We start from the raw sequence: 18343 nt of genomic DNA, 5'->3' as shown, positions 1-18343 counted from the left end.
TTTTTCTTACATGTCTTTTATGTTGTCAGTTAAAAGTGTGTCCACTAAAGGTTAATTTTAAATTTCTATTGGGGATAAAATTGAATTAATACACTGAATTTTGATAAATTCATGTTTTTGTAAATAAAATGATCGTTGATAAAATTGCAGGCGAGCGTTATTCCCTAGAATCAATACCATAAAATGTCGAAGAATAGTAGAGTCCTTTTCGTAAGTATCTTTTTTCTAAGCACTTGTTTCATAGCCTCCCATGCCATTGCTGCGGCGGGGGAAGAAACCAACCCAAACGCATATGAAGGCACGGACACTGAACGTATTGTACAAGCAATACAAGAGGCTAGTGGAAGTTCTAACTTGGTTCGAATTCCTCGTGTTAATGCCAACGGTACCAATATTTGGATGATCGATAGTGCGCTATTATTACCGAGTAATATCACCATCATCCTGGAAAACTGTACCCTTCAATTATCAGACATTAGCAGAGACAACATGTTCCGCTCAGATAATGTAGGGGAGGGTATAGAAAATCCCGATTGGAATGAAAACATTAGCATTTATGGAATAGGGAGCCCAATCCTTAGAGGAGCAAGCAACCCTAGAGCCACTGGAGATGGGGCAAGAATGCTAACGCTGAATCCTAAAGAGGAGCAGGAGAAAGGAAATTGGAGGGTTAGCTATGGTACGGATGCTGGAATACCAGGGGTGAAGCAAAAAGGGGACTGGAGAAACATCATGGTATTGATTGGCTACGTCAAAAACTTCAATATAAAAAATGTAAGGTTTGAAAATACCCATGGTTGGACCATTAGTTTTGAACGAACTGTTGGAGCAAACCTATCCGACCTGACTATTTTCAATGAAGAATTCGTAACGATAAACGGAGAGCAATTGATGGTGTCGAATAAGGATGGGATAAACTTAAGACAAGGTTGCAAAAACTTCAGAATCAATAATATAACTGGAGTAACGGGAGATGATTTTATCGCTCTTTCCAATCTTGATACCGCTCCTGATATAAACAAAAAAAATGGAGACATAAGAGACAGTATGGTTACTGCAAGTAGGTGGTATGGGCCGGAAGACGACATAGAGCAAGTAGTGATTACCAATGTTTCTTGTGAAAACAAGTACCGTGCGGTGGCCATTAGAGCAAGTGATGAAGCGGGAATTCATCATGTTTATATCAATGGTTTAATCTTCAGGGCAATAGATGACCGTTATGAGGCCATACTTATAGGTGGTACTGGCTACGGCAAAGAATCCTCACCTGGTAAAATAAATAACATCCATGCCATGAACATCATGGGAAATGGACAATCGCTGGTCAGGATTCAGGCAAAAGTAGCAGATTGTCATTTTATGAATGGCATGTATACAGGTGGAAATGATACGGCTACCCTTTATGAAAGGGACTCATTAGAAGTTAGCAACATAACTGAAAATGGATGGATTAAAGTCAAGTAAGGAGTCTTTGTACCACTAAACGCTTTATTCCTATAATTTTATTTCAATTATTGAAAATAACCCCTTAGCTTTAGTTTTGAATTGGTTCAGTGCTTATAGTTTAAGATCAGGTTAGATGCACTGCTGTTTAATTTTGTTCTAGGTTATGGTAACGTAAACTTTTCAATTATTTGAGGATTCAAATTTATATATAATGCCAGCCCAATTTAGAAAACACGTTAAATTGGACAGGGCTAAAAAGAAAAATTTCAAACAAAAAATATAACAATGACTGTAGCTAAAATTTCGAGATGTCTAGTTTTTTTAATGAGCCTGGGCTTCTTATTCTTATCCAGTGAGGCTTTCTCACAAAATAGCCCTGCAAACCCTTCATTATTGGAAATTAATCCACCTGACGGTCCTTCCAACGATAAGGTAAGCGCAATTGTAGGTGTTCGCCTGATTGATGGGCTTGGTGGGCCTGCAATGGAGAATTCCACAGTAGTGATCAAGGGGAATAGAATCATTGAAGTAGGCCCTAAGAATCAGGTAAAAATACCTGAAGGAGCAGAAGTCACTGATGGAAAAGGAATGAGTCTTCTTCCAGGTTTAGTAGACTCTCATTTTCACAGTGCCAATAACAATAAATCGCTAAACGCGCTTCTTAAAAACGGAGTAACCACTATGAGAGACCCAGGTCATCCCATTAGGTTTTACCAAGCCCAACATTTTGCTACAGCCAAAATGCCAAGGGTATATGTGACGGGTTCGCACCTTGATGGCTATCCAGGTGTATATGTTCAGCAGGCGGCTTTGATTAGAGATGGTGATCACATCAGATCACAAATTGCCGAGTATGTAAAAAATGGATCTTCTGGGATAAAAATTTATTTCAGACTTCCTTTAAAGTACATAGAAACAGTTGTCAAAACTGCTGATTCATACAATATTCCCGTTGTTGCACATTTGGAGTTGGTTGATGCTGACGATGCAATTATGGCTGGTTTACGTGGTATAGAGCATGTTACCTCTTTTGGAACGTCTATCGCTGATCCTAAAGATGCAGAAGAGTTTAGAAAATCAGTTCAAGAAGACAGTAACAACAGAAGGGCTGGAAGGTATCTTTTATGGTCTAAAATTGATTTGTCTACTGACAGGGTGAAGGATGTACTTGAATTTGCGGCCAAAAATAATGTGGTGTTGTCACCAACACTTGCCACATTTGAAAAGCAATTTGGAGACAGCGAAGTAAAGGATTATGAGGCAAAAGGATTCAAAAACATGCATGACTTTGTTGGAATGGCCCATAAGGCAGGGGTAAAAATAGTTACAGGTTCTCACAATACTGGTAAATATGTGACACCAGGCCTAGCTTATCAAAGAGAGATGGAATTGTTGGTAGCAGCAGGTCTAAGCCCTTTAGAAGCTATCTCTAGCAGTACAATTATCAATGCAGAATATTTCCGTACTCAGGATAGATTGGGTAGTATAGAAGAAGGTAAATTGGCGGATTTGATTTTGGTAGATGGTAACCCTTCAGTAGACATTAAGGCCATGTATTCGATTAATAAGGTTATGCTTAACGGAGATTGGGTAGACAATAATGAAGTAGTGGATTAAGTCCAAATGCGGGCAAAAGAATTCGGAAGAATCATATAGAACTTAAGCCAAAAACCCCACATAGTCATCACTATGTGGGGTTTTTTTATGCTTTTGTAAATTTAAACCCGGATAGGGTTTTCGTGTTTGTTTCGATTTTATCCGAAAGCGGTAGCCTGTCTATTTAGCGTCATTGAAAGCCTTTATTTAATGGTTTACAGTACTTTTTTTTCTACGTTTTCTATCCCACCATACATAAGCGATAAACCCTAGGAGACTTATTACACCTACCCAAATTAAGCCAGTTTTCATGCCTTCATTGTTTTGGCCCAGAATTGCAATAATGATGGTCAAAGGTAAAATTCCTAGCATGGTGGAGGCAATAAATTTCCAGTACCCCATGCGAAGCATTCCTGCAATGATGCTAATGGCGTCATTGGATAAAAATGGAGATACTCTGGTAACAATTACTGCCCAGAAGCCATAATCTTCCAAAAATCCAGTTATTTTTTTCTCTGTGTTTTCACCGAGTATACGCTGAATGACAGGTGTGCCAAAATTCACCCCTACGCCATAACCGATAGTGGAGGCAGTGAATATGGCTACCAGGATAATGCCCGAACCTACCCAAGGCCCATAAGCCACAATGGTGACAACCATTAAAAGGAAAGAGGGGATTATAAACATAAACATCTGCAATACCATGGCACCAACAATTATCAATGGCCCCCAAAGATCAAACTGGCTTACCCAATCTGAAATTTTCTGCTCGTCATTGCTACCAAGCACATTCCAGGCTTCATTAAAAAACTGTTGAACTGATGCATTTAGAAAATACAGGCAAACAAGACTTCCCAGAAATAAAAATGAAAAAAGATACGGCCAAACAGTCACTTTTTTATTCGACATAGAATTGTTGCTATTTGTAAAACTGAAAATAATTGTACGGGCTTATGCACTAAAATAATGCCGAAGTGAACTTCCTAAGACCTATTTTTTTATAATTTATAACAAAGTAAATGTTTAAAAGTCAATTTGATTTGTAACAAATAATGAAAAGTATCCATTAGTATTCCACATCCAAATTGTATTTTGACAATAGGCCTGGAAGTCCGGTAACAGAGAATTTTGCTTTTTTGACCTTGTTGTTTTCTGGATCTAGGCTGTAATTGTAAGCTGTTCTGAAATCTGCTTTCTCCAAGATGGTTTTAAAGAAAGAGGCAGCCAATAAATCACAATTATCGAAAATAGCTAGCGTTAAATCTGCATTTGAAAAATCAACATCTTTTAAAGAACAATTATCAAATTTTATTTTTTTTAAGTTCTTACCATGAAAAATAGAATAGTCTAGGTTACAGCCTGTGAAGGCGGCGGCAAACAGAAAGTCATCACATTTACCAAAATCGATGCCCATGATTTTACATTGATGAAATCCTACACTTTTAAAAGCGGTATCAGAAATATTCGTAAGGGAAAAGTTACAGTTAACAAATTGGCAATCCATAAATTCTATTCGCCTTAAATCACTATTGGAAAAGTTGCAACTTGTGAATTTACAATTGTCATAGGATTCACCAGCCATTCTACTTTCAGAATAATTGATTTGATCAAAATGCTCTTTCTGAAATGATTCAGGTTCCATAAACGATAATTAATGATGGTTTTCAGGTGAGTAAGTTCACCTGATATTAATACTTTGAAATGCGAAATTAAGGTATAACTTTCATTAAAAAAATCGCTTTGAAGCACGATCTCCGCAATATTATAATTTGAATTGTAATGACCTGTTCTCAACCTATTTATGAAAGCTGGTACCTCCATAAAGAAATAGGCTATAGCCTATCTATTAAGCTGAGTTCGGGTTAGATTGAATCGTCACTGCAAATCCATTTTTGGAACTCCATTGGTTTTTTCCGGTCAAAAAACCCTCTAGATCTACCCATGTCGATTGTATCAGGAAATGGGATCAAACCTTGGGTTCAAGTTTAACTTCTTTCAAATTAAGCCCAGCAAAAAAACATCCCCAAGGCAAGGGTTGCCATTGGGGATGTTTTAAGGATTGTAACTTGAATTATGGGAAATCTGCCCTTACTGCCATCCTCCACCAAGTGCTCTGTATAGGGTTACGATACTTTGTAACTGCTGTATTTTTAATTCAATATAGTCGATTTCTGAGGCAAGTGAATTCGATTGGCTATTGATCATGTCCAGGTAATCTGCATAGCCGACTTTGAACATGGTATTGGCATTGTCCACGGATCGCCTTTGTAAAAGTACCTCGTCCGTTTTCAGGTTTAACTCATCTCCTAATGTTTGGTATTCATTGACCAAGCCTAGAACTTCTAAGTATCCACCCAATACAGTTTGTTCATAATCATACAATGCAACCTTTTGCCTGGCTTTGGCCGTTTCGTAGGCAGCCTTGATTCTGCTTCGATTGAATACAGGAGCTACCAAACCACCACCTAATTGGTATACCGTTGAGGCAGGATTGAGGAAAAGTTTACTGAATTCGGAAGCATTGTAACCTGCCATTCCATAGAGGTTAAATGTCGGGAAAAATGCTGTTCGAGCGATACCTACTTCCAGGTTATTGGCCTGTAAAGTTTGCTCAGCAGCCCGAATGTCTGGTCGCATGGTGAGGAGTGTAGAAGGCAAGCCTATTTCAAGTGCAGGTGGCAAAACATTGACCTCTGATAAAGATTGCCTTTGAATATTTTCAGGGTAGGTACCCAAAAGGTAAGAAAGGTTTAACTCTGCTTGTTTTAGGTCTCTTCGTTTCTTAACAAGGATTCCTTTTGAATTCAACATCAATGCTTCAAACTGGTCAATGGACAACTGACTTTCTTTTCCGGCATTCTTCAAGCTTTTACCAAGTTCAAAGGCTTGTTCTTGAAAAGAAATGCTTGACAACAAAGTTTCGATTTCCTCGTCTAAACCGATAATGTTATAATAGTTTTTAGCAATTTCCGCAATTAGCCAGGTTCGTGCAAGGTTGCCCATTTCCACAGATGCCATGTATTCTGAGAGGGCTTGCTTTTTACGCATGTTTAATTTACCCCAAACATCAAGCTCCCAATTGAACTCGGCCCCTACCATGAAATCTGTATAAGGGGTAGGAATTTTCTTGTCATCGGGAACAGTTGAAGAACGGTTGGTGTCATCATTACCGACCCCATCCATGGTGTAATCTCCAAACTTTCTCACACTAGACCCTGCTGTTAGGTTTAATTCAGGTAGTTGTCCAAGTTTTGCCCTGTTTAAGGCAGCTCTTGAAATCCTGATATTTGCCAAAGTCTTAGCTACGTCCTGATTGTTTTCCAGACCACGTTTGATTAACGCATTTAGGTGTTCATCATCAAAAAAGGCTTGCCAATTGGTCATTGCCAAATTAGTGCTGTCTTCTCCCAAAAGAGCATCTTGGTAAGTAGTAGGAGGTGCTTTTACGTCCTCCAGAGAGGTGTTTTGTACCTTACAAGCCGTAAGGCTACTGATCACCAAGGTGATAAAAACGATATATTGGTATGAATTTTTGTTCATGATTTTGTTCAGTTTTAGAGCCGATAGCAGGGAAGGTTTCCCGCTATCGGCTCTTCCTTAGGATGTTTTAAGATCAGCAGAATTGATCGCCTTTTCGGTGATAGGGGTTACTTCAGGCTTCTTGTTAAGGTAAACCGAAAGCGTCTCAAATGCCACGTACAAGCCAGGGATTAAAATAATCCCTACAAAAGTACCAATAAACATACCTCCAGCTGCTGCAGTACCAATGGTTCGGTTACCGATCGCACCAGCTCCACTTGCCAAGGCCAGTGGAATAAGTCCACTTATAAATGCAAATGAGGTCATCAAAATCGGGCGCAACCTTTCTACAGCAGCATGAACTCCGGATTCTAGAATACCCATTCCTTTTTCCCTGGATTGAACGGCAATTTCAATTATCAAAATCGCATTCTTACCCAATAAGCCTATAAGCATAACCAGGGAGACCTGGGCATAAATGTTGTTTTCTAAGCCTGTGAGTTTTAACAAAAGAAAGGAACCAAATATACCTGCTGGCAATGACAATATTACCGGAAGTGGAAGTAGGTAACTTTCATATTGAGCAGCAAGCAAAAGGTAAACGAATACCAAACAAATAAGGAAGATATAAATCGCTTGATTTCCGGAAGCTATTTGTTCCCTTGTAATTCCAGACCAGTCGATATTAAAACCTCTCGGAAGCGTAGCGATGGCTGTTTCTTCTACCGCCTTGATGGCATCCCCACTTGAATAACCTGGTGCGGCATCTCCATTAATCATGGCAGAAATAAACATGTTGTAACGCGTTAATTGTTCAGGGCCGTATATCCTTTCTAAGGTCACAAAGTTGGAATAAGGAACCATTTCTCCCTGATTATTTTTAGTGTACATCTTAAGCAATGACTCTGGATTTGTTCTGAATTCGGGAGAAGCCTGTAGCATAACTTTATACATCTGGCCAAACTGAATGAAATTGGAACTGTAATAACTACCGATAAAACTTTGGAGTGTTTCCATAGATTCACGGATATCTACACCCAGTTTTGCTGCTTTGTCATGGTCTACCCTGAGAATATACTGTGGAAAAGAAGGGTCAAAATTGGTGAAAACATCCTGTATCTCAGGCCTTGCCCTAACTTCATTAAGGAAATCATCCACCGTGGAGGCTGTGAAAGCCAGGTCTCCACCAGTTCTGTCCTGCATTTGCAGTTCAAATCCTGATGCATTACCGAATCCAGGAACTGGCGGCGGTGCAAAAAACTGAATGGCCGCACCAGTAATATGAGCAGTTCTTTCCTGGTATTTGACGATTAGTTCATTAACGTTCTCTTCACGGTCATCCCAGCCTACGAGGTTGATCATGCCCATGCCATAAGAGGCTCCTGCAGTTTCTGTAAGCAGACTGTAACCAGCTAGTGTTGATATCGTTTCCACTTCGTCAAAAGGAAGAATTGAAGCCTGAACATCATCCATTATTTGCTGGGTCCTGTCCATAGTGGATCCCGGAGGAGTGGTGACGTTGACATAGATCATGCCCTGATCCTCATTCGGGATAAATCCAGAGGGCAGGATAAACGTCATTCCATAGGTGAGGGCAAAAAACAGGATTAAAATACCAAAAGTTAAGGTTTTTCGTCCTGCAGTTTTACCGATAAGCCAGGCATATTTTCCTGAGAATCCTTCATATTTCTCGTTGAATTTGACGAAAAACCTGCTCAACAAATTCTTTTTGCCTTCATGATGCACTGGCTTCAAGAGAATACTGCACAATGCAGGAGACAATGTAAGGGCATTAATACCTGAAATTACAATGGCGATGGCTAGTGTAAGTGAAAATTGCCTGTAGAATATCCCTACCGGACCTGAAAGAAAACTTACAGGAACAAATACCGCTGACATGACCAAGGTAATAGCAATAATAGCTCCACCGATCTCCTTCATGGCTGCAAAAGTGGCCTCTTGGGCATTTAGCCCATCTTGATGCATTTTCACGTGCACCGCTTCTACCACCACAATGGCATTGTCCACCACAATACCTATAGCCAAGACCATTGCAAATAGGGTGAGCATATTGATCGAAAAGCCAAATAAACTCATGAAAAAGAAAGTACCAACAAGTGAAACGGGTACAGCTATGGCTGGTATAAGGGTGGATCGCCAGTCTTGTAAGAAGATGAAAACAACAAAAGAAACCAATAGAAAGGCCTCAATTAATGTCTTCACTACCTCGGATATGGAAGCATCTAAAAATCGCGATACGTCATAGGAGATATTATAAGACATGCCCGGAGGAAATGAGGACACCTGCAACTCAGCCATTTTATCCTTGATATTCTGAATTACCTCCCTCGCATTAGAACCTGGTCTTTGTTTGATCATGATAGAGGCAGAGGGTTGTCCATCCGTCATCGATACCATATTGTAATCTTCTGAGTCAAATTCGACCTCAGCCACATCTCGAATTTTTAATAAAGAACCATCGGGGAGTGCTTTAAGGGTGATGTTTTCATAATCCTCCTGTTGGTTAAATTTACCAGTGTATTTTAAGACATATTGAAGTGCTTGAGGGTGTCTGTCAGAGCTGATTCCGGATTTTCCAGGGGCGGCCTCTACGTTTTGACTTTGTATTGCAGCACTGATGTCCTGGGGAGTGAGGTTATAAGCCACCATTCTGTCAGGATTAAGCCAAATTCTCATGGCATAATCCCTGTTTCCCATAATTTCAGCTCTACCAACTCCATCAATTCTTTTTAGTTCGGAAAGGATATTGATGTCGGCAAAATTATATACAAATTTCTCATCTTGTGTGGTATCAGATGTGATGAGGTTAAGGTAAAGCAACATGGAGTTAACTTCCTTCTCCGTCATTACACCTGCACGAATAACCTCCTCAGGAAGTTCATCCACTACGGTTGCTACCCGGTTCTGCACGTTTACAGCAGCCTGGTCTGGATCTGTTCCCACATTGAAGAAAACAGTAATGACAGACACACCGTCATTGGTGTTTACAGAAGACATATAGGTCATGCCTGGTACACCGTTGATGGCTCTTTCCAGAGGAGTAGTAACCGCTTTGGTAATAACTTCTGCATTGGCTCCACGGTATTGGGAAGTTACAGTAACTGAGGGGGGCACAATTTCCGGGAATTGTGTTACGGGTAATCCAAACAGCGCTAATAGTCCGAGCAAAGTGATCAAAATAGAGATCACCGTCGAAAGGATAGGCCTTTTTATAAATAAATCAAACATGCGTAAGTATTTTTAACCTTTAAAGGCTTAGGTCCAAGGATTTGTAAATTTCATCTTCGCCAACTGGGTTTGTTTTGACGGTTACATTATCTTTCAATAATTGAATACCTTCTAAAACCACTTTGTCATTGGGTTTGAAATCCTGAGCTATATAAAATAATCCATGCCTTCCCATTGGTCGGAAACTACGGACATTTACTTTGTTTTCGCTGTCTACCAGATATACATAATTGTATTCCTGAATTTCGAATGTAGACTTTTGAGGGATAAGAAAAACATCATTTAACATGCTCTTCATTTGCACTTTACCGCTTGCTCCGTGTTTGATCAATTGATCAGGATTTGGGAACCTTACCCTTAGGGCAATGGATCCTGTTCCTTGTTCAAAATCAGCTTCCATGGTTTCTAGTTTACCTTTGTAAGGGTAAACCACCCCATCTGATAGGATAAGCGAAATATCTTCTTGTTCTTTTTGAAGTGTTTCCTTGACTTGCTGGTTCATGTGGGCATTGTCTGAACCCTTGTCTAATTCACCACGCATAAATTCCAGGTATTCGTTTTCTGTAATCCTGTAATAAGCGAAGATTTCACTGATATCTGTAATGTTTGTTAGCAAATCACCGCTTTTCACCAAACTACCGGTTTTGTAGGGAATTCTATCTACAATGCCATCAAATGGCGCTTTTACAGTGGTGTAGGATAGGCCAACTTGTGCGTTTTTCAACATTGATTCAGCTTCCAAAATGGATGACCGGGCCATGTCTTTTTTAGATTGTGCCAATTCTAATTCAGAATTGGAATAGATTTTTTTGTCTACAAGCACTTTAAGTCTTTCTACTTCCAGGTTGGCTGATTTCTCTTCAGCTTTTGCTTGCATCAGTTTGGCCTTGGCAGAATTTACCAATTCATTGTATTCAGCAGAGGACAATTGAAACAATGCTTGCCCTTTTTTTACATTTTGCCCCTCATCGACATATATTTTTTCAACAAAACCTTCCACTTTAGACCTTACCTCAACAAACTGGATGGCCTGAAGGTCACAAACATAAGTTTGAGGGACTTCTATGCTTTTTGGTGTTAAAGTAAAGACTGGAACTTCAAGTACTTCATTGTTTTTTTTGTTTTTACCACTTCCCTCACTACAAGACACAGTAGTAATAACAATCCCAGCCAAATAAAGCAACGTGATGACTGTCCGGTATCCCATTAGGGAAGACCTGAACCATTGGTTTTTGTTCAACATTTCTTCTGAATAAAGTTAAAATTTCAATAAAATGATACTATGGATTTCTAGCAATGATTCCTTTGAGATCCTCAATAGGAGATCTTACTGGATTATTAAGGGATGTTTTTCCGACAATCGCTAATACAGTTATGGGTGTTTAACTTTGGTATTTAGCGGATCATTAACTCAAGGTGCATTATTGCAAATCACCAAACTTATGATTCGCTTAAGCTGTTTTAGAGAAGCTGATGTGCAGATTCTTTTGGGGATATTTAATGAGGCTATTATCAGGCTTTTAAAATAATTGGCCTTCAAATAAAAAACAGGTAATAAGATGTTTTTTTGGGGTGAATAATTATAGGAAGCTCTGGTTAATGAAGTAGGAAATTCTAAATAATCATAATCTAGTACTCCAATTTGAAACTCAGGGGAAGGGAAATTATACATGGCTTTTTCTCCTTCTGCAACAGAAAGAAAAAGTAAAAAGATAGCCAGTAAATTGGTTAAAACAATTCTGATTAAAAACGTCCCTATATCGTATTTCCCAATTTCCACAGCACAAAAGTAGAGAAAAAATATCAGAAAGACTGACCGCTTACAAAAGCAAATACCACGTTTAAACAAAAATAGACTGGTATTTTGGCTTTTCAAGCTGAGAATTCAAAGAGGAATATAGATTAGGGTTCGATTCTAAAAATTAGAAAAGAGATGGTCAGGTTGTTTTTATAGTTAAAGGGTTTTAGCTAATTTATTTTTAGGTTAAAGACTTTAAAGGACACGTAATAAGGAGGATATAAGGGGCGTAAAACATTTTAAAAACCTGGAAATTTCCACTGTTTTTTTATTGGTATAAAATTCGAAATGAGAATAAGGTCAATAGGTATTCAATCGGATAAGGACCACCATAAAATGTACGTGTGTAGGGTTGGAGAATTAATCAGTTACAGTGAATGCATGACTTGTCTCTCGTCTTATTTTTTCGGAACGGATAGTGAGGTATCGAAAAGTAATATTACATCGCTAAACATTTTGCGAATCACTTAAATCATGGGGAGAATAATATTAGGTTATTGCCAAATGCAACTACCTTAATATTAATTGTTGAGGTAGTTACTTAGAGATGTATTATTATCATTAATAATATGTTGAAAGTGTGGCCCTATTAGACGAAGATAGATTACCCATGAAGCCATTAAAAGAAATTACTATTCTGCTTAATTTCCCTTTAACTTCCCAGCCATATATAAATCAAAATGGTAACGATACATAATGCTAGAGAAACTGGTTTGGCATATCTCCAGGGCTTCATCTCCAACACAGGAGGTTTTCTGACGAATGTATTCGGTTTTCCAGGGAAGTAATGGCTAACGGCAAACATGACAAGGAGGTTGATAATAAATTCAATTGCCCAAATATGAATAAAGTGAATTCCTGAATCAAAAATGAAGGAGGTCAATAAGTAAAATGAAAGTCCAGTAACTAAACCTACCTTGGCACCATTGGCAGTTATCTTTGATATGAAAAATCCGGCAATTAGAATGGATGCTATAGGGATAAAAAAGATACCGTTTAATTGCTGCATTAGCTGGTACAATCCTTCTGGGGCATTTCCAACAAGAGGTGCTATCAAAATGGCAAATACCGCCAGCACCAGAGAGCTAAGGCGGCCCACCCTAACTAGCTTTTTATCGCTGGAATTAGTGTCAATAAGTTTTTTGTAGATGTCTAAGCTAAATATTGTAGCTGCCGAGTTTAAAACACTATTGAACGTACTCAATATGGCTCCAAGCACTACTGCTGCAAAAAAGCCCAGCAATCCCAAAGGCATTACACGCATCAATAATACCGGATAAATAAAATCCTGGTTGTCATAATACATGTCACCATAATAATAGTATGCGATTATTCCTGGTACTACGATAATTAAAGGAATGAAAATCTTCATCACTCCCGTAAATAACAATCCTTTTTGGGCTTCAGCCATGTTTTTGGCACCGAAGGCTCTTTGTATGATGGTCTGGTTCATTCCCCAGAAATACAATTGATTGATCATCAGTCCGGTGAAAATAGTGCTAAATGGTAAAACAGAATCCGCTTTGCCTATCACATTGAATTTTTCAGGGACATAGTCATAAACTTTTGTTATTCCATCTATAATATTGCCATCACCAATGTCCCAGAGGGCAAGTGTAGGCACCATTAATCCACCTATAAGCAATCCTATGGCATTTATGGAATCTGACAGTGCAACGGCCTTTAAACCGCCAAATATGGCGTAGATGGACCCAACAACACCTATGGTTACTACTGTAATCCAAATGCCTTCAGACCTACTGACATTTAATACTTCGGAGACATTGAAGATACTTTCCAGATTAATCGCTCCGGTGTAAAGAACTATTGGAAGTAAGGTGACGACAAATGAAACCATCAATAAAAAGGCTACAATAGTTTTTGTGGTACTGTCATACCTTTGTTCCAGGTATTGTGGGATGGTTGTCAATCCCATCTTGAGGTAAATGGGTAAGAAGTAAAGGGCTGCTATAACCAAAGCGATGGCACTGGTAACCTCCCAGGCTATTATGATCATGCCATTTTTATAGGCAGATCCATTTAGTCCTATAAGGTGTTCAGTAGAAATATTGGTAAGAATCATCGACCCTGCAATAACCCCTCCTGTCAACGATCTTCCACCTAAAAAATAGCCATCTCTGGAACTGATGTCATCCTTTCTTAATTTGTACCAGGAAAAAATTGCAACAAATAATGTAAATCCTACGAAGGTTATAACCGTGAGCATAATATAAAATTAAATTGCTGCCCAGCTTATGATGGGCAGCAATCAAGGTTTGGGTTTATTGTAAATCGCAATTAAAATTTCAAGGTTGCAGGAAGATACTTGGCAACCAGGTCTTCATAATAGGGTCTCAAGGCCTTGGCATCTGGTGGAACAGGTACCTTGGAATACAAATCATAAGGATTGAATTTGTCTACCCATTTGAACATTTCTCTGTCATGATCGCTCATCAAATGGTCGTAGGCATTTTCCCTATGTTGCGAATAAAAAGAATGGTAACGGATCATGTACAATGCAGGCTCTGGGAGATAGTCTTTTGTAATTTGGTAAAGGTACTCATCATGGCCCCAAGACATTTTAACATTGTCTAAGCCAGTATTTTTCTCATAGATACCATATTTTGTATTGTATCGCTCGTCTTTGCTGTCAGGATTTGCATCAAAATATTCGGGGTAGACTATCTTGTCAGAATGTTTGCAGCCTACAGGAAAGGTATCTCCAACTACTGCCCACTGTGGTTCGTCAAACAAACACAATACCTTGCCCAAATCATGGATAAAACCAGTAAGCACAAACCAATCAGGATGTCCATCTGCTCTTATGGCTTCCGAGGTTTGTAGCAAGTGTTGGAGCTGATCGAGACTGGTGTCTGGATCAGAATCATCCACGAGCGTATTGAGGTAATCAATAGCATCCCAAAATGGCATCTCCTTTTTGTCGAATTTTAGAAACTCCTCTTGTTTTTGAGTAACAAAATCAAGGGTCTGGTATTGATGGTTTAGGCGATAAAATTCCTTGACCGTTGCTACGCGTTCAGAGTCATGGTAATTGCGGTAATCTGTTTTGCTTTTGGCCTCTTCAGACTTAGGCTTAGGATACCTTACTTTCAAATCAGCCTCCCAATCTTCAATATTGTCCAATGGGGCATTTTCTTTTTCTGTCAATTCCTGTCGCATGAATTAAAGGTTTATTATCAGTGCGTTAAAGGTAGAAAAAACAAATCAATGTTTGATCCAAAATTTTATTTTCACCTTAAATTTAATGAAAATTTAGCTACGCTTGATTTTTACGAGGTTAAATTTTGCCTTGACAATAAACCTTTGCAACCAAATCATTTTCCGTTGAGCCATTCCTCACTAATTCTCCAAGTTTGGGATCAGCAAACCTTCAAGGCTTCCTTAATCATTTTAAGGGCCTGGGTATTGACTTCACTGTCACTTTTAATCTCAAGCAGCTTTGGACTTAATGAGGTTTGGAAAAATGCTTTCAACGCCAATTGCAGTTCTTCCATGGATTGTGCCATTTGGTACTGGAATCCAAACTCACTTGCCAGACTATCTCCACTTAATTTTTGACGGGTCTCAAAATATTCGGCCATTTCAGGCAATGCTGACGGACCATCTATCATTCTAAAGATACCTCCTCCATGATTGTTAAATAGGACCAACCGTAAGTTTGGCAAGTTATACTGATGCCAGAACGCATTTCTGTCGTAAAAGAAAGCCATGTCTCCGGTGAGTAATACTACTGGCTCCTTCGTTGTGAAGGTACAACCTACTGCTGTGCTATTTGACCCGTCAATTCCGCTGGTGCCTCTATTGCATATTACTTCAAGGTCATCGCCCCTAAGCCCCAAAAAGTTTACATTCCTTATGGCCATACTGTTGGCTATGTGAATTTTCCCATAGGAGGGAAGCGCTTGCAATACCTTATCCAAGGCTTTCAACTCCCCAAAGGGTGTGTTTTCAAGCACTGCGGGTAAATTGTTTTTTATGGCTGTGTTTTTATTCAGCCATTCATTTTCATAATCAGAGTCTATTTGCTGTGATTCTTTTTGGAAGAAATCCAAGAAAGATACTGGGTTCAGCCGAATGATTTGGCTAAGATGCTGAAAAGGATCTGGAACCTGGCCTTGTGGTTGAATGTGCCAATGGGCAATTTCGTGCTCCCTTAAAAAAAGTTTTAAAGCTTTTGAAATGATAGATTTACCAAAGCTGATCATTAGATCTGGCACCATTTCACTGCTCTGATTGGCTAAAAAGAAATCATGGTGTTCAATCGTATTTTCCTGAGACATATTACTGATTACATCTGTAACGACCACCGCCTGATGGTTTTCAGCAATTGTTTTCAGCATTTTTTTAATTCTCTCATCAGGCCGTTGTTGACCCACCAGAAGCAATACTTTTTTGTACTTATTAAGCTGTGTTTTAACCTGAACGGCACTTTCCTCTTTTAGTTTGGTGGTTGTCTGGTGAAGATCAAGCGCCGGCTCTAGATCTGTAGCTTCAAAAGGATATTCTTCTTCATGGCTTGGATAAAATGGTTCCCTCAACGGAATGTTGATGTGTACGGGCCCCATGGGCATTTCACTTGATTGGGTTATGGCTTCCTTTGCTATTCTTTTAGCATGCCAAAGTTTATCTGGATGAGAAACCTCATCTGGAAAGGTAAAACTTGTTTTAATATATGTACTGTATAAGTTATCCTGGCGAATGGTTTGACCATCCCATTGTTCAATCCATTCGGGAGGTCTGTCTGCTGTTAAGACCAATAGGGGGATTTGCTGGTAATAGGCTTCTGCAATCGCTGGTCCATAATTTAATGCTGCAGAACCACTGGTGCAAATGAGCACTACAGGTTTGTTGCGTTGCTGGGCCATGCCCATGGCAATAAAAGCTGCTGACCTCTCATCAGGAATTACCCTGCAATGGATGTCAGGGTGGCGGATAAATGCCAGGGAAATAGGGGCACAACGTGAACCTGGAGAAAGGATGGCTTCAGTGATGCCGCTATTGGCACAGATAGAGGCTAGATAGGTGAGTTGGGGAAGTATCAAAATTACATTTCGGGTTGAATAAACTGGCCAATAATATTACATTTCATTTCAGTCTCTTCCCATTCTTTTTCCGGAATTGAGTCTTCAGTAATACCTGCTCCAGCAAATAGCAAGGTTTCTTTATTGTCTAATTTGGCGCATCGAAGATTAACATATAATGATGTTTCCTCATTCATGTTTACCGGACCTATGAAGCCTGAGAAATAGGCTCGGTCAAAAGGTTCCTCTGATTGTAGGAATTCCATTGCCTTTTCTTTCGGCATGCCACAAATGGCCGAAGTAGGGTGTAATAGTTCCAGCATCACACTGCCTAGCTGAGGGAAATTTGTGTTTTTCATGTCAACTAAAAACTCAGATTTTAGGTGTAAAAGACCTCCTGCCACAGTGGTTTTCGGGCCTATTTCTCGATACTCCCTAAGTCGGATTTTTTTGAAGCAATCCACAATATAGCGGCTAACCAAGGCCTGCTCTTCTATTTCTTTTTGTGTCCAGGCCGCATTTTTAAGTGGATTTTCACCTTGTGCTTTTTGAGTACCAGCCAAAGCCATGGTAAAGAATTCATCGCCTTTGGTTTTAATCAGTGTTTCGGGACTTGCTCCAATCCAAAGTCCTGTTTTTTCACTATAAAAGCAATTGATAAACGCATTTGGGTAGGCTTTGCAAAGAGATAGAAATACTGAGGCCAGGTCAAAATTATTGGGTAATTCAATGCTTTTGACCTTTGCAGGGACTACTTTAAATAATTCTCCAGAATTGATTGCGTCAATGGCTTTGTTAACGGTTTCTATAAAGTTCGGCTTCGTCGTAGTTGTAACAGAAGCTTTACTCTGCGAATTACCAATGAACTTTCTGATTTCAACCGCAAGTTCCGCTACCTTTTTCTCCCCTATATCAGGTAGTTCTCCAATGGGTGATCCATCAGTTGTTTCTTCATTGAGGTTGAAAGAAAAGTAGCTGGTGGCTTTAATGTAAAGCGGCGGATGCAATTGGGAGCTTATAAAGGGGTGAATCATAAATCCCGGAGGAAGATTATCCAAGTCCTTTAACTGACCAATGTATCCTTCATCGTCTTTGTCCGTAATGGCTTCTACCTTTGACGAACCTGGTTTTCGCCAAATGGCTATCGCCGCATTGTTTCTAAAGGCATTTACAAAAAGAGAGGAGATTACAAGCTCTTTGGAGGCATTTATTACTGTATTGGTGGCTTCCATATGTTTTACTTTTGTAAAATAGCCACAGTTAATCGGCTAATGCAGGAAAGTTTGCCTTTGTCATCCGAAATTTTAATCTCCCAGACTTGGGTTTTTCTTCCAATATGAATGGGCATCGCTTTGCCTTTTACTTTGCCTTGTTTTACAGATTGAAGGTGATTGGCATTGATTTCCAGTCCAACAGCGTATTCATTTTCATTTTTCAGTGAAAGCATGGCAGCCACAGATCCTAGTGTTTCTGCTAATACTACATTTGCTCCCCCATGTAACAAGCCCATGGGTTGTTTGGTTTTATTATTTACGGGCATTTCTGCTTCCAGGAAATCATCGCCTATATCAGTGAAATTAATTTCTAGAAAGCCGGACATATTGTCCTTTCCCAGATTATTTAAAAAATCCATGTCGGGTTTTTCCTTAAATAGCATGTTATATGGGATAAAATTTTTTTCTTTGAACCTTGA

12 protein-coding genes are annotated in these 18343 nt (G+C 39.3%); 2 read left to right on the top strand and 10 right to left on the bottom strand.

What is annotated here, in order from left to right; all coding sequences use genetic code 11:
* The first annotated feature begins 183 nt into the window (after window positions 1–183).
* Entirely contained in the window at window positions 184–1464 is a 1281-nt protein-coding gene (locus tag AC0L7T_RS20505) for a glycoside hydrolase family protein (RefSeq protein WP_473338020.1), read from the top strand.
* 267 nt (window positions 1465–1731) lie between these two features.
* On the top strand, window positions 1732–3063 hold the full coding sequence (locus AC0L7T_RS20500; protein WP_473338019.1) for an amidohydrolase family protein: 1332 nt from the start codon (window positions 1732–1734) through the stop codon (window positions 3061–3063).
* Window positions 3064–3249: 186 nt separating this feature from the next.
* Here the strand turns inward: AC0L7T_RS20500 and AC0L7T_RS20495 are convergent, their stop codons facing one another.
* The 10 genes from AC0L7T_RS20495 to AC0L7T_RS20450 all read right to left on the bottom strand — a co-directional run bounded on the left by AC0L7T_RS20495 (window position 3250) and on the right by AC0L7T_RS20450 (window position 18307).
* Window positions 3250–3951: a TVP38/TMEM64 family protein gene (locus AC0L7T_RS20495; protein WP_473338017.1), complete on the bottom strand. Its 702-nt coding sequence runs from the start codon at window positions 3949–3951 to the stop codon at window positions 3250–3252.
* Between the two features lie 157 nt (window positions 3952–4108).
* A complete protein-coding gene (locus AC0L7T_RS20490; RefSeq protein ID WP_473338015.1) occupies window positions 4109–4684 on the bottom strand; it encodes a pentapeptide repeat-containing protein in 576 nt (191 codons plus the stop codon).
* 446 nt (window positions 4685–5130) lie between these two features.
* Window positions 5131–6582 (bottom strand): TolC family protein, encoded by a 1452-nt coding sequence (locus tag AC0L7T_RS20485; RefSeq protein ID WP_473338014.1) that lies wholly within the window; start codon window positions 6580–6582, stop codon window positions 5131–5133.
* A 57-nt stretch (window positions 6583–6639) separates the two neighbouring features.
* Entirely contained in the window at window positions 6640–9810 is a 3171-nt protein-coding gene (locus AC0L7T_RS20480) for an efflux RND transporter permease subunit (RefSeq protein ID WP_473338013.1), read from the bottom strand.
* Between the two features lie 19 nt (window positions 9811–9829).
* Window positions 9830–11053 (bottom strand): efflux RND transporter periplasmic adaptor subunit, encoded by a 1224-nt coding sequence (locus AC0L7T_RS20475; RefSeq protein ID WP_473338012.1) that lies wholly within the window; start codon window positions 11051–11053, stop codon window positions 9830–9832.
* A 1207-nt stretch (window positions 11054–12260) separates the two neighbouring features.
* Window positions 12261–13835, bottom strand: coding sequence for a solute:sodium symporter family transporter (locus tag AC0L7T_RS20470; protein WP_473338010.1), 1575 nt, complete (start codon window positions 13833–13835; stop codon window positions 12261–12263).
* Between the two features lie 71 nt (window positions 13836–13906).
* Window positions 13907–14788: an inositol oxygenase family protein gene (locus AC0L7T_RS20465; RefSeq protein ID WP_473338009.1), complete on the bottom strand. Its 882-nt coding sequence runs from the start codon at window positions 14786–14788 to the stop codon at window positions 13907–13909.
* Window positions 14789–14988: 200 nt separating this feature from the next.
* Complete coding sequence (gene menD / locus AC0L7T_RS20460; RefSeq protein WP_473338007.1) at window positions 14989–16671, bottom strand: 2-succinyl-5-enolpyruvyl-6-hydroxy-3-cyclohexene-1-carboxylic-acid synthase; 1683 nt, start codon at window positions 16669–16671, stop codon at window positions 14989–14991.
* 2 nt (window positions 16672–16673) lie between these two features.
* Entirely contained in the window at window positions 16674–17882 is a 1209-nt protein-coding gene (locus AC0L7T_RS20455; RefSeq protein WP_473338005.1) for a chorismate-binding protein, read from the bottom strand.
* A 5-nt stretch (window positions 17883–17887) separates the two neighbouring features.
* Entirely contained in the window at window positions 17888–18307 is a 420-nt protein-coding gene (locus AC0L7T_RS20450; protein ID WP_473338003.1) for a hotdog fold thioesterase, read from the bottom strand.
* Window positions 18308–18343: the final 36 nt, after the last annotated feature.

Source organism: Cyclobacterium sp. 10D3-21, from assembly GCF_055809755.1.
The sequence above is the reverse complement of the archived record's forward strand: the minus strand, read 5'-3'. Positions and strand labels throughout refer to the sequence as shown.